The 13,733-nt window shown below is 65.1% G+C and carries 10 protein-coding genes and 2 pseudogenes; 5 read left to right on the top strand and 7 right to left on the bottom strand.

Annotated features, from left to right (window positions below; translation table 11 throughout):
* Positions 1-84: 84 nt before the first annotated feature.
* The 3 genes from G6N41_RS16705 to G6N41_RS16695 form a co-directional block, all read right to left on the bottom strand.
* A complete protein-coding gene (locus tag G6N41_RS16705) occupies positions 85-867 on the bottom strand; it encodes a rhomboid-like protein (RefSeq protein WP_012394197.1) in 783 nt (260 codons plus the stop codon).
* A 9-nt stretch (positions 868-876) separates the two neighbouring features.
* On the bottom strand, positions 877-1,788 hold the full coding sequence (locus tag G6N41_RS16700; RefSeq protein WP_198965170.1) for an adenylate/guanylate cyclase domain-containing protein: 912 nt from the start codon (positions 1,786-1,788) through the stop codon (positions 877-879).
* Positions 1,789-1,898: 110 nt separating this feature from the next.
* Positions 1,899-2,840 (bottom strand): PE family protein, encoded by a 942-nt coding sequence (locus tag G6N41_RS16695; protein WP_198965169.1) that lies wholly within the window; start codon positions 2,838-2,840, stop codon positions 1,899-1,901.
* Between the two features lie 353 nt (positions 2,841-3,193).
* Here G6N41_RS16695 and G6N41_RS16690 point away from each other — a divergent pair, with 353 nt between their 5' ends.
* A complete protein-coding gene (locus G6N41_RS16690) occupies positions 3,194-4,234 on the top strand; it encodes an oxygenase MpaB family protein (protein ID WP_198965168.1) in 1,041 nt (346 codons plus the stop codon).
* A gap of 3 nt (positions 4,235-4,237) precedes the next feature.
* On the opposite strand, the gene G6N41_RS16685 is transcribed toward G6N41_RS16690, so the two are convergent.
* The 4 genes from G6N41_RS16685 to infC form a co-directional block, all read right to left on the bottom strand.
* Entirely contained in the window at positions 4,238-5,023 is a 786-nt protein-coding gene (locus G6N41_RS16685; protein WP_198967896.1) for a TrmH family RNA methyltransferase, read from the bottom strand.
* A 119-nt stretch (positions 5,024-5,142) separates the two neighbouring features.
* Positions 5,143-5,532, bottom strand: coding sequence for a 50S ribosomal protein L20 (gene rplT / locus G6N41_RS16680; protein WP_012394192.1), 390 nt, complete (start codon positions 5,530-5,532; stop codon positions 5,143-5,145).
* A 70-nt stretch (positions 5,533-5,602) separates the two neighbouring features.
* Positions 5,603-5,797, bottom strand: coding sequence for a 50S ribosomal protein L35 (gene rpmI, locus G6N41_RS16675; RefSeq protein WP_011739748.1), 195 nt, complete (start codon positions 5,795-5,797; stop codon positions 5,603-5,605).
* Between the two features lie 30 nt (positions 5,798-5,827).
* The gene (gene infC, locus G6N41_RS16670) at positions 5,828-6,415 is read right to left on the bottom strand and encodes a translation initiation factor IF-3 (RefSeq protein WP_198967895.1); all 588 of its coding nucleotides are present in this window, start codon (positions 6,413-6,415) and stop codon (positions 5,828-5,830) included.
* Between the two features lie 429 nt (positions 6,416-6,844).
* Between infC and lysX the strand changes: the two genes are divergently transcribed.
* The 4 genes and pseudogenes from lysX (at position 6,845) to G6N41_RS30060 (ending at position 13,718) form a co-directional block, all read left to right on the top strand.
* Positions 6,845-10,162 carry a bifunctional lysylphosphatidylglycerol synthetase/lysine--tRNA ligase LysX gene (lysX, locus tag G6N41_RS16665; protein ID WP_198965167.1) on the top strand — a complete coding sequence of 1,106 codons (3,318 nt, stop codon included), beginning with the start codon at positions 6,845-6,847 and terminating at the stop codon, positions 10,160-10,162.
* A 43-nt stretch (positions 10,163-10,205) separates the two neighbouring features.
* Positions 10,206-11,653: pseudogene (locus tag G6N41_RS16660) on the top strand (alpha/beta hydrolase).
* A gap of 136 nt (positions 11,654-11,789) precedes the next feature.
* Positions 11,790-12,044: a hypothetical protein gene (locus G6N41_RS16655; protein ID WP_012394188.1), complete on the top strand. Its 255-nt coding sequence runs from the start codon at positions 11,790-11,792 to the stop codon at positions 12,042-12,044.
* A pseudogene (locus G6N41_RS30060) lies at positions 12,037-13,718 on the top strand (sensor domain-containing protein). The gene G6N41_RS16655 and the pseudogene G6N41_RS30060 overlap by 8 nt, the downstream one beginning before the upstream one ends.
* The last annotated feature ends 15 nt before the right edge of the window (positions 13,719-13,733 follow it).

Raw genomic sequence — 13,733 nt, 5'->3', positions numbered from 1 at the left:
CGCAGATGCCGATCATAAGTCATGATCGGTTCGCTTCAGCGAACCCCACTCTACCCAGACATTCACTACCGGTCGGCGCTGCGTCTAAGCCGGCGCGACCCGCATCGTTGTCCAGCGCGCCAAGCCGTATGCGACCAACGCACCCACCGCCCCCAGCGCCACCCCACTCGCCGATGTCCAGCGGGTATGTGCCAATAGCAGGAAACCGAACCCCGACGAGACCATCAGTAACGCGTAGCGCGCGGGAGTCCAGCGAATCGGGTGCCTGAAGCGCGCGGTCACCAGCATGCCCAGCAACAACGAAACGGCATGACCCGAGTCGGTGAAATCGCCGCCGGCGACCGCAGCCGCCAAGCCCAGGGCAACCCACCAGCCAATCCACGCCGGCCGCCACCGTCGCGAAATTGCCGCGGTAAGCGCCCCCAACACCGCCAGCGCGCCGTAGCTCATACCGACGTCGCTGACGTGGGCGATCGAAACGGGCAACCAACCGAACTCGACCGCACCGGCAAGCGTCGCCGCTACTAGTAGCGTCGCCCCTAGATGGCCGACGAAAAACGCGACGGTAAGCCGCGCGGTGCGCAAGTGGAGCTCGGCAAGGGCGAGCAGACAGGCCAGGCACGGGAGCCAGAAGTAGAGCGGACCCTCGTCGATGACGAAGGCGCTGTTCCACAGGGTTGCCAAGCGGCCATGCGCCAGATTGTGCAGGTTGGTGCTGGCATGGCGAATCACTCGCTCGTGAGCCTGCGGACCAAGCATCAGCATTGCGATGCTCACCGAGGCGAGCGCCGCTAGGTAGCTGACCGTGAAGCGGACCCGCGCGAGCCGGCACACGATGGCGAAAATCCACTGAATCGCGTAAGTCATTGCCTTCTACTATGCCTGCAAATCTGTGTCCGCGGTGTCACCAATAGTTGCCAGGTCTTTACGAGTGGTGAGGCGATAAATCGCCAAGTCCGGCGGAATCCCGGTTAGCTTGCTGGCAAACATCGGCCTGCGTGCCCGCTTGGCGACGACGCGCATGGCATCCAACTCGCTTTGTGGGATCAAGTCCAGGGTGGGGCTCGAGATCATGACGCCGCCCTTGGTAGCGCGTTCCATAACCCGAGCTGCGATGTTGACATCGACTCCGAGCCAGTCAGCCGCCAGCCGCTGCGGTCGGCCGGTGTGGATACCGACTCGCATTCGCGGCGTATAGCCCTCCACTTCAACAGCTTTCACGGCATCTTGAGCAATCAGGACGGCACGCACCGCGACGGTGGGGTTGCGGAACACCGCCATGATCCCGTCACCCAAGCGCTTGACGATATGTCCACCGGCATCCAATAACGGCGGCTCGACGGCCCGCGCCACCTGCCGCAGCAATTTCAGGGCCGCGTCGTCGCCGGCTTGCAGCGACCACGTCGAGAAACCCACCAAATCGGTGAAGACCAGCGTCACCTCCGCATTCGCCGGCCGGCGCGAAACCGCCTCGGTGAACGCCTGCCACAACTGAAGCACACTCAGGCTGACCTCCCGCGATGCGGCATCGCGATCCCCCAGCAGCCGGTCGGCGGCCCGCGCCGCGGCACGGGGACCGCCGTCACCGGCGGTGGATAGCGGATCACCGAACTCAGGATCGCCGGGCAATAATCGCCGCGCTCGTCGGACGAAAGCCACCACACCAGGACTGTGGTTCGTGGACCTCAGCCACTCGACCGGAGAGCGTCGACGCGGGGCAGTCGCAGCCAGCGTGATCGCCGTCTCATCGGGCACGCCGGGATCCCCGTTGTCAGCGCCAACTTCCACCTCGCAAGGGTAGGTGGTGGTGGCTGACCCAGGCAACGACGGCCAAGCGGGTGTGTCACACCCTCCGAACAAACGCCCAGATCACCGTGGATCTGAGGCGTTGGACACGTCTAGAAACCGGGCACGAAGTCATCCAAGAGGCCCGTGATCAGGCCACCAAACTTGCTTCCGTCCAAGAGAATGGCGGTCGGCGCACCACTAGTCGGTGTCAACGTGAGCATAGCGACGCTGGTGGGAGCCAGCAGACCCCCAACCGGCACACTGACATCCACCGACGTGTATCCAGACCCGTCCGGCGCGGGAACCATCTGCGATATTGCGGTTTGGCCGAACAGGAAGCCGTTCACCGCGCTGCCGGGAGCTGTCAGCAGGGCACCGGCCGCCCCTAGCAGGTCCCCACTTTGCACCGCGCCCGAAAATGCCGTGCCGCTGGCCTGCAGCGCAGCCGCCGTGGTGATCGCCGGGCCGAGCGCGTTCACCCCGAGCCGGAGCGGGAGGGGGACGTTGAGCGATCCCGAGTCGATGACGACTTCTCCCAGTGGCGAGGCTGTCCCGTTCAGCGTCAGGGCCACCGGACCGAATGGAGTATCGAAGCTGTAGGGAGCGCTGAACGGCACGCCCAACAGTGGGTCACCGAGCAACGCGCCGACAACGCCACCGCTGGTCCCGTCGGCCGCGGCGGCGGTGTAGCCGCCTGCGGTCGGCCCAACCAATGAGTGCCCCAGTAGCGCCTGGGCTGGCCCATTGACCACACCGAGTAACGCCTGCTTGGCAGTGGCTTCGGCGCCGGCATACGCGGCTGCGGCGGTGTTCAACAGGGCGACGATCTGCTCATGAAACGCGGCTGCCTGGGCGCCCAGCTCCTGGAACTCCTCGGCGGCCGACCCAAATGCAGCGGTGACGGCTATCGAAACTCCACCGGCCGCGGGTGCGACAAGCTCGATCGTCGGTGCCGCGGCAGCAGCCTGGGCCGCAGTTAGGGCCGAGCCAATGCTTTCCACATTGTCGGCCGCTGCGGCCACCATTTCGGGCGCCACGTTCAGAAACGACATAGCTCTGTCTCCCTTGATTGACCAAAAGATTCACCAGCTAAACACCGCGAAAGTTAGTGTACAGCCGAGCAAACGTCCTGTTTATAACAATTTCTTGGGAGCTCTCCCCGAGGCCGGATTTCCGCTACCCGCGATGTCGGCCAGCCACGGTTCAGGTGCCGCCCCAACCGCCAGTCAGCGGCCCTTACGGGAGCGGCCGGGACCGAATTTCTGGACAACAAACAGGCTGATCACGCCGTTGCTACACCACTGTGGACACTCGGTAACACCATCGCCGGATATCCGCCGAAACCGTAGACAACGTGCGTTGTCACCGCCTATCGTGAGCGCAAATTGAACGCATGGAGGCCGTGATGACAGCCACCTCTCCGCCAACGGCCAACCCGCTCGGGCCAGACTCGCTGACCTGGAAGTACTTCGGCGACCTGCGCACCGGGATGATGGGCGTGTGGATCGGCGCGATCCAAAACATGTATCCCGAGCTGGGCGCTGGCGTCACGAAACACTCGATCCTGCTCCGCGAGCCACTGCAGCGGGTGGCCCGGTCGGTCTACCCAATCATGGGTGTGGTCTACGACGGCGACCGCGCCGCTCAGACCGGGCAGCAGATCAAGGGTTATCACCGAACCATCAAGGGCGTGGACGCCGATGGACGTCGCTACCACGCACTCAATCCGGAAACCTTCTACTGGGCACATGCCACGTTCTTCATGCTGGTGGTCAAGGTGGCCGAATACTTCTGCGGTGGCTTGACCGAGGCCGAGAAGCGCCAGTTGTTCGACGAGCACGTGCAGTGGTACCGGATGTACGGGATGAGCATGCGCCCGGTACCCGAGACGTGGGAAGACTTTCAGGATTTCTGGGAGCGGGTGGGCCGCGACGAACTCGAGATCAATCAGGCCACCCTCGACATTTTCAATATGCGCATCCCCAAGCCGAAGTTCGTAATCATGCCCACAGGCATCTGGGACCAGCTGTTCCGACCGCTGGTGGCCGGTCAGCGCTGGATTGCCGCCGGCCTGTTCGAGCCGGCCGTCCGTGAGAAGGCGGGAATGCGCTGGACCCAGGGCGACGAGGTGTTGTTGCGATTGTTCGGCAAGGCCGTCGAGCTGGCGTTTCTGGCGGTGCCCGATGAGATCCGGCTACACCCCCGGGCGCTGGCCGCCTACCGACGGGCTGAGGGACGAGTCAAACGTGACGCTCCACTGGTCGAGGCGCCCAGTTTCATGGCGCCTCCATCGGATCGCCGTGGCCTGCCCATGCATTACTTCCCGCCACGCGCCCACCCGGCCAAGGTATTGCTCGAACGGGCGGGATCGCTGGTCAACAGCACCCTCTCGATCGCCGGGCTGCGGCCCGCTCGCGGTCGGAGTCGCACCACGACCGCGGCCTAGGAATCAGCGATCGCTGCTCAATGCCCGGGCGCTCTGATACAGACAAATGGCCGCGGCCGCGGCCACGTTGAGGCTCTCCGCTCCCCCAGACATCGGAATGCGGACGCGGTGATGCGCCGCAGCAGCGACCTCGGCCGACAATCCGTGTGCTTCCGGGCCGAACAGCCACGCGGTGGGAGCTTCGAGCAGTTGGTCGATGTCGTCGAGGGACTTCTCACCGTCTACCACGCTGGCCAGCACCTGTAGACCGGCCCCACGTAACGCACCAAGCGCTGCGCTGGTGTCAGGCGCGACGATGACGGGAATCGCAAAGATGCTGCCGGCCGATGCGCGCAAACACTTCCCGTTATAGGGATCGACACTGTTGCCGGCCAGAACCACCGCGTTGGCCCCCATGGCATCGGCAATGCGGATGAGTGTGCCCGCGTTGCCCGGCTCGCCGATCTCGACGGCCACCGCAACCAGCCGCGGCGCACCGCTGAGTACCTCCGCCAACCCGGTCGTCGGCATTTCGCAGACGGCAACGAGGCCGCTTGGGGTAACGGTGTCGGACAAAGCCTTTGCGGCACGCTCTGTCACCACATAGACTGGCGCATCCTGCCGGGCTAGCAGCGGCTCGTGCCGTTGCTCAGCGGCCTCGGTGACATACAGCTCGCGGATCAGCCCGCACGCCGCCGCGGCCTCGACGAGGTTAGGCCCTTCGGCAAGAAAGCGGCTCGTGCGGCGACGCCCCACGTGGCGCTGCAATTTTGCCGCTGCCGAAACCCTGGCCGAGAGCTCGGTGAGAATCTGAGCGGGGCCGGTGGGCCGGCTCCGCTCAGATTCGTGCACGGCATACGCGGTCGCCGGATAGCGACGAAAGTGCCCGGCTCCCCGTCGGGCCGGGCACAGCCCGCATCGTCGCCAGGTTAAGCAGCCTCTCCGGAGGGGGCGTTGACATCCTCCGGCAACGCAGCGCGGGCAACATCTACCAGCGCGGTGAACGCCGCCGGATCGGTGATCGCGATGTCAGCCAGGTTCTTGCGGTCCACCTCGACGCCAGCGGCCTTGAGCCCCTGAATCAGCCGGTTGTAGGTGATGTCGTTGGCACGCGCGGCCGCATTGATGCGCGAGATCCACAATTTCCGGAACTCGCCCTTGCGCGCGCGACGGTCACGGTAGGCGTAGTTCAGTGAATGCAGCTGCTGCTCTTTGGCTTTGCGGTAGAGCCGCGACCGCTGGCCGCGATAGCCTTTCGAGGCCTTTAGGACTGAGCGCCGCTTCTTGTGGGCATTAACTGCCCGCTTAACGCGTGCCATGGGTTGTTCCTACTCTCATTCGGACGTGGTTGGTCAGGTGCTGGCGCCGGCCGGTCTTTGAGACGGCGGGTTAGCCATTCAGCAGCGATTTGACTCGCTTGGTGTCGTTGGCGGCCACCGTGGTGCGGCCATCCAGACGCCGGGTTCGCTTGCTCGACTTGTGTTCGAGCAGGTGCCGACGGTTGGCCTTCTGCCGGACAATCTTTCCGGTACCGGTACGCCGGAAGCGCTTCGAGGCCCCGCTGTGGGTCTTAGCCTTGGGCATTTTTCCTCAGTTCTGGTGTTCGCTAACGAGTTAGTTCGGTTGGGTGTCACCGTCGGCCGAATGGGCCGCGGGGTCGTCAGGATGCCGGGCCCTGGCACGTGTCTTTGCGCCGCGGTGCGGTGCCAGCACCATCGTCATGTTGCGCCCGTCCTGCTTGGCGGAGGTCTCGACGAACCCGTACTCGGCGACATCGGCGCCCAGCCGCTGCAGCAGTCGGTAGCCCAACTCCGGCCTGGACTGCTCGCGCCCGCGGAACATGATGGTGACCTTGACCTTCGATCCCGCCTCCAGGAAGCGGATCACGTGGCCCTTTTTGGTCTCGTAATCATGGTCGTCGATCTTCGGCCGCAGCTTCTGTTCTTTGACAACGGTCTGCTGCTGGTTGCGGCGGGATTCACGCGCCTTTTGCGCCGCCTCGTACTTGTACTTGCCGTTGTCCATGATCTTGCAGACCGGTGGTCTGGCGTTCGGGGCAACTTCGACAAGGTCGAGGTCGGCATCCGCGGCAACGCGGAGTGCGTCTTCGATACGCACTATGCCTACCTGCTCCCCTCCTGGGCCGATCAATCGGACTTCAGGTACGCGAATGCGCTCGTTGACGCGGGTCTCAGTGCTGATGGGGCCTCCCTGGTTGGTCTTATTCCACGGCGGTCAGAGCCCGGACGGGCGGGAATCAGCGCGGTGGAATGCCAAGCCATCAGCAAAAAAGCCCTGCGCTAGCAGGGCCCAATGCCGACCGATCGCGGGCCCAGTAGTGACTACTGCAGCCGCCTGCGTCACACACAGAACAGGCAATATAGTGCTGCCTGTGACCGGACCGCACAACCTTGAAAACCGATAAAGTTCTCGTGGCTAGCGGTGGGAGTGGGACTCCACTTAACTGTCCCTGGCCTTCGCCGGGATGGTCGCGACCGTCAGTCTAGCAGCCATGACGCTCTACCCGGACAATGTGCTCACCCAGCCGCCGACCCGCGCGCACCAGGGCGGTAGGACTCGGCTGCCACTTCGCCGGGATTTTCCGGTTCATAAGGAATATCCTCGCGGTCTGTGACCGTCACAAAGCCTCGCTCGGTGCAGGGTAGGCACATCTCTCGGTATGACTGGGTTCCGGCCGCCGCTGGCTGGGCCGTCGGGGTCATCGCGACCCTGTCACTGCTGGCCAGCATTTCGCCGCTGGTTCGGTGGATCATCAAGGTTCCCCGAGAATTCATCAACAGCTATCTGTTCAATTTTCCCGACACCAGCTTCGCCTGGTCTTTTGTGCTGGCACTGCTGGCGGCGGCCCTGGCCGCGCGTAAACGGATCGCCTGGCTACTGCTGCTGACCAACGTCGTCTTGGCGGCTTTCCTCAACGCCGCCGACATCGCCGCGGGCGGCAACACCGCGGCCCAGAACTTCGGCGAAAACCTCGGGTTCGCAGTACACGTGGTGGCTATCGTCGTGCTGGTGCTGGGATATCGGCAGTTCTGGGCCAAGGTCCGCAGGGGTGCACTGTTCAAGGCGGCCGCGGTGCTGGTGGCCGGTGGTGCTATCGGAATCCTGGTGTCCTGGGGCCTGGTCGAGCTGTTTCCGGGATCCCTCGCGCCGCACTACCGTTTGCCCTACGTGGCCAACCGGGTGATCGGCTTCGCCCTGGCCGATCCCGACCTGTTCACCGGCCGGCCGCACGTCTTCCTCAACGCCATGTTCGGCTTGTTCGGCGCTCTCGCCCTAATTGCCGCCACCATCGTGCTGTTTCAGTCCCAGCGTGCCGATAACGCGTTGACCGGAGAGGACGAGTCGGCCATCCGGGGGCTGCTCGAGCTGTACGGCAACAGCGACTCGCTGGGCTACTTCGCGACCCGTCGCGACAAGTCGGTGATATTCGCCTCCAGCGGCCGTGCCGCCATCACCTATCGGGTCGAAATCGGTGTCTGCCTGGCCAGTGGCGATCCGGTAGGCGACCCGCGGTCGTGGCCGCAAGCGATCGACGCATGGCTACGGCTGTGCCAGACCTATGGTTGGTCGCCCGGTGTGATGGGGGCCAGTTCACAAGGGGCCAAGGCATATCGCGAGGCGGGTTTGAACGCGCTTGAACTCGGCGACGAGGCGATCTTGGTGCCCGCCGATTTCACGATGTCCGGCCCCGACATGCGCGGCGTGCGCCAAGCCGTGACCAGGGCACGTCGCGCCGGTCTGACGGTGCGCATCCGGCGTCACCGGGATATCTCCGACGCCGAAATGGAACAGACGATCGATCGCGCCGACGGCTGGCGCGACACCGAATCCGAGCGCGGCTTCTCGATGGCGCTCGGCCGCCTCGGCGACCCGGCCGACACCGACTGCTTGTTGGTCGAGGCGCTTGACCCCGACGACCTGGTAGTGGCGATGTTGTCGCTGGTGCCTTGGGGTACCAGCGGGGTCTCCCTGGACCTGATGAGACGTTCTCCGCAATCGCCCAACGGCACCATCGAGCTGATGGTCAGCGAACTGGCGCTGCGCGCCGAAGGCCTCGGCATCAGCCGCATTTCGCTGAACTTCGCGATGTTCCGGTCGGCTTTCGAGCAAGGCGCCCAATTGGGCGCCGGGCCGGTGGCCCGCTTGTGGCGTTGGCTGCTGGTCTTCTTTTCCCGGTGGTGGCAGATCGAGACGCTGTACCGATCCAACCAGAAGTATCAGCCGCAATGGGTGCCCCGCTACGCCTGCTATGAGGACACGCGGGTGATCCCCAAGGTGGGTGTCGCCTCCGTGATCGCCGAGGGGTTCCTGGTATTGCCATTCAGCCGGCGCAACAAGGTGCACACCGGTCACCATCCCGCGGTCCCCGAACGGCTGGCGGCCACCGGTTTGTTGCACCATGACGGATCGGCGCCCGACGTCAGCGGGCTGCGGCAATCGGCAATTGCTGACGGCGACGACCCCCAACGTCGGCTGCCCGAGCAAGTCCGGGTGCGGCTGAACAAGTTGAAGAAATTGCGCAGCAGCGGCATTGACGCCTATCCGGTGGGCGAACCGCCCACTCATACAGTCGCGCAAGCGATGGACGCCGACGACCAGGCGAGCGTGTCGGTATCCGGGCGGATCTTGCGGGTACGCAACTACGGTGGAGTGCTGTTCGCGCACTTGCGCGACTGGAGCGGCGAGATTCAGGTGCTGCTGGACAACTCGCGACTCGAGCAGGGCCGCGCCGCGGATTTCAACGCGGCCATAGACCTTGGTGACCTGGTCGAGATGACCGGGCAGATGGGTTCGAGCAAGACCGGAACGCGATCACTGATCGTGCGCCGCTGGCGTCTGATCGGTAAGTGCCTGCGCCCCTTGCCTAACAAGTGGAAGGGGTTGACCGATCCCGAAGCCCGAGTGCGGACCCGCTACTTAGACCTCGCTGTCAACGCCGAGTCGCGCGCCCTCATCACGGCCCGCAGCGCGGTGCTGCGCTCCGTCCGAGAAACCCTGTCCGCCAAGGGGTTCATCGAGGTCGAGACACCCATCCTGCAACAGGTACACGGCGGCGCAACGGCCCGCCCGTTCATCACCCACATCAACACCTACTCCATGGACCTGTTCTTGCGCATCGCGCCGGAGCTGTATCTCAAGCGGCTGTGCGTCGGCGGGGTGGAACGGGTCTTCGAACTCGGCCGGGCCTTTCGGAATGAGGGCGTCGACTTCAGCCACAACCCGGAGTTCACCCTGTTGGAGGCCTATCAAGCGCACGCCGACTACCGGGTATGGATCGACAGCTGCCGCGAGCTGATCCAAAACGCCGCCCAGGCCGCCAACGGTGCACCCGTCGCGATGCGCCCGGCCGGCGGCGGCCGCCTCGAACCGGTGGACATCTCGGGGGTCTGGGCGGTCAAGACCGTGCACGACGCGGTGTCAGAGGCCCTCGGTGAGCAGATCGACGCCGATACCGACTTGGCCACCCTGCGCAGGCTGGCCGACGCCGCACGCATCCCCTATCGGGCGCAGTGGAATGCCGGCGCGGTGGTGCTGGAGCTCTACGAACACCTGGTGGAGAGCCGCACCGAGCAGCCGACGTTCTACCTCGACTTCCCAACCTCGGTGTCCCCGCTGACCCGGCCGCATCGCAGCAAGCCCGGAATCGCCGAACGTTGGGACCTGGTGGCCTGGGGCGTCGAGCTTGGTACCGCCTATAGCGAGCTCACCGACCCCGTCGAACAGCGGCTCCGTTTGGAGGAGCAGTCTCTGCTCGCCGCCTGCGGGGATCCCGAAGCGATGCAGCTCGACGAAGACTTCCTGCAGGCCATGGAATACGCGATGCCACCCACCGGGGGCCTCGGCATGGGCGTCGACCGGGTCGTCATGCTGATCACCGGGCGCAGCATTCGTGAAACGCTCCCGTTCCCGCTGGCCAAGCCGCACTAATCCCAGCCAGCTCACAGCTATTCCCCGTGGTTGGGGGCCGGTGATGTTTGACAATGAGACCGTGACAACGTCGCCGCCTGCCCTGGCGCGCGTGTTGGCCAATACTCACACCTCTTTGATGCATGGTTGGGTGCCGGTCACCGTGCAGGTCGTGACCGCGATCGTGCTGCTGCTTGCCATCGGTTGGCGATCTCGGCGGCGACTACCCGCGGCCGTGATTTTTGGCGCCATAGCGGCCTGGGCAACCCGTTGGTACCTGGGCACACTGGCCAATGAGCCCGTCCCGGCGGCGTTGTGGGTGTGGGTCGGGTTGACCGCGCGGTGGCCGCGGCGATGCTGGTCGTGGGCTGGCGCGGGGCCCGCTGGCGACGCCGCACCGCCTCCCTGGTCGCAGTTCCACTCTGTGCGCTTTGCGCGGCGCTGGGGCTCAACATCTGGGTCGGCTACTTCCCGACCGTGCAGGCCGCGTGGAATCAGCTGAGCTCTGGCCCGTTGCCGGATCAGGCGGACCCGGCCGCGGTTGTCGCGATGGCCGGCAAGAGAGTGCGCCCAGCGCACGGCAGCATGGTGCCGGTGGCGATCCCGTCCAACGCGCCGCACTTCAAACACCGGGGTGAACTCGTCTACCTGCCGCCCGCCTGGTTCGCCAGCTATCCGCCGCCGCGGCTGCCGGCCGTGATGATGATCGGCGGCCAGTTCAACACACCCGCCGACTGGGCGCGCGCCGGTAACGCCGTGCGCACGATCGACGATTTTGCGCTCGCCCACAACGGCAATGCGCCGGTGCTGGTGTTCGTGGATTCCGGGGGCGCCTTCAACAACGACACCGAACGCGTCAACGGGCGGCGCGGCAACGCAGCCGACCATCTAACTAAAGATGTTGTGCCCTATATGATATCGGCGTTTGGCGTCAGCCCCGAACCATCAAACTGGGGCATTGTGGGCTGGTCGATGGGCGGGACCTGTGCGGTAGATCTGACCGTCATGCACCCTTCCCTATTCAGCGCCTTTGTTGATGTTGCGGGCGACTTCTACCCAAACGCGGGAAACAAGGCGGAAACCATCACCAGGCTTTTCGGCGGCAATGCTGACGCCTGGGCCGCGTTCGACCCGACAACGGTGATCAACCGACATGGGCAGTACACCGGAATTTCGGGCTGGTTCAGCATTTCGGTACCAGCGGGGCCGGGTACCCCGCGTGACGTCGCTATCACCGAACCCGCCGTGATGCGGCTGGCCGGACGCGAAGCCGCAGCCAATCCGAGCAACCAGACCGCCGCAGCCAACTCCTTGTGCGCACTGGGCCGCGCCAACGGCATCGACTGCGCGGTGGTCCCCCAGCCGGGACGGCACGACTGGCCCTTCGCCGACCAGGTGTTCGCCCGGGCGCTGCCGTGGCTGGCCGGTCAGCTGGGGACCCCGGGAGTGCCTCGTATTCCGCTGCCAGGCAAGGCGTCTCCGGCGACTCAGGTGGTTCCTGCCGGCCGGTGATTTCGTTGTCCCCCTCGAACGGCTGAAGCAACCCGCGGCCCAACGTCGCCACAGCTGTTGCTGATGGCGTTGGTTCGGGCGCTGGTCGTGGAGCAGACGGCACTAGTTCGATCGCCGCCCGCAGTAACGTGGCGGCATGCCCGACCAACCAGAGCCTCCCGCCGAGACGCCGTCTGCACCCCCCGACCCGGGGTACGACGACGCCGGCACGCCGACCTTCGAGTCGGTCCGCGAAAAGATCGAGTCCCGCTACGCGACGGCGCTGGGGGCGGCGGAACTCGACGCGGAGACATCCGAAGGACGCACCGTCGAGGAACAGTACGAGCAACGCCAGCGGGCCGCGGCTGAGCGGTTGGCACAGATCCGCGAGTCGATGCGCGAGCATGAGTGACACTGTCCCCACCTCGCGGGTAGGCACCCAATTCGGGCCCTACCGGCTACGGCGATTGCTCGGCCGCGGCGGGATGGGCGAAGTCTACGAAGCCCACGACACCGTCCAAGACCGCACCGTGGCGCTCAAACTCATGTCCCAACAGTTCAACTCAGACAGCACATTTCGCCGTCGCATGCAGCGGGAGGCCCATACCGCCGGCCGCCTGCAAGAACCGCACATCGTGCCCATTCACGACTTCGGTGAGATCGACGGCCAACTGTTCATCGACATGCGCTTCATCGAAGGCACTGACCTGGGTTCGGTGCTCAAGCACGGCGCGCTACCCGCACCACGCGCCGTGGCCATCGTCAGCCAGGTGGCCGATGAACTCGACGCCGCGCACCGGGGCGGAGTCGTGCACCGCGACATCAAACCCGAAAACATCCTGATGACCGGCAACGACTTCGCCTACCTGGTCGACTTCGGGATCGCGGCGGCAGCCACCGACCAACACCTCACCAAGACCGGAACCGCGGTGGGCAGCTGGAGCTACATGGCGCCAGAACGATTCGGCGACGACGAAGTCACCTACCGTTCAGACATCTACGCGCTGGCCTGTGTGCTCTACGAATGCCTCACTGGCACAACGCTTTACCAGACCCAGAACCTGAGCACGCTGATGGGCGCACACCTGATGCAGCCCATCCCCCGCCCCAGCCGGCACCGCCCCGACATCCCGACCGCCTTTGACGAGGTGATCGCCCGGGGCATGGCCAAAGACCCCGCTTTGCGCTACCCCACCGCCGGTGAGCTGGCGCGTGCCGCCCGGCAGGCATTGAGCGCTGGGGACCAAAACGCGCGGCGACCCTGATCGCCGGTACCCACCAGCTCGCCGCGCCACCTAGCGGTCCGATCCCGTGGGCCCCGCCACCGTGTACCTCACCGGCGCGGCGCACCCGCACACCGTGGCTCCTGGCGGTCGCAGTCCTGGTTGTTGTCATCGTGGTCGTCGGCACCGGCATCTTCTTGGCCCGCAAGGAGCCCGCTAGCGGCCCCACCGGTGGCGTCAGCACGACTGCTGGGGCCCCGTCGGGCACCACTGCGACAGCCGGCCCGACCGTGGCGCCCACGCAATTGTAATCGTTTCTGCTCAGTCCCGAACAGATCAACACCATTGTCGGCACGACGGGCATCGTCATTGACCACAACGCGACCGAGATGACCGATCCCGGTCCGGAAAACTCGCTGTCAACCGAGCAATGCCTTGGCGCACTCATCGGCTACCAGACCCGGACGTACAAGAGCAGCGGGTACACCGGCATGCTTGCCCAGCTGATGCAAAAGCCGCGCAGCACACCCGGATACGTTGTGGTTCAGGGCGCCGTGATCTTCGCATCCGCAGACCAGGCCGTCGGATTTGTGGCGACTCAGGCCGATCAGTGACGCAGCTGCGCCGGGAAAGACGTGACCCAAGTCAACAATGGCAAGACATCCCGATGGACCTTCCGGGACGTCAGCGGCACCCCACCCAAGATCTCGCTGCAGCGCGATTTGGCCGACAGCGTCGTGGTCTGCCAACACGTGCTCAGCGCGGTGTCCAACATCGTCCTGGACGTCAACGTGTGCGCGCCCAATGTCGCCGACCAAGCCAGCGAGATCGCCGACACCATGGCCGCCAAGGTACCGACGTGACGGCACCCAGTCGGT

Source organism: Mycobacterium shottsii (assembly GCF_010728525.1).
In the GTDB taxonomy this organism is placed as follows: domain Bacteria; phylum Actinomycetota; class Actinomycetes; order Mycobacteriales; family Mycobacteriaceae; genus Mycobacterium; species Mycobacterium marinum.
Note: the sequence above shows the minus strand (reverse complement) of the source record. Positions and strands in the feature narration are given on the sequence as shown.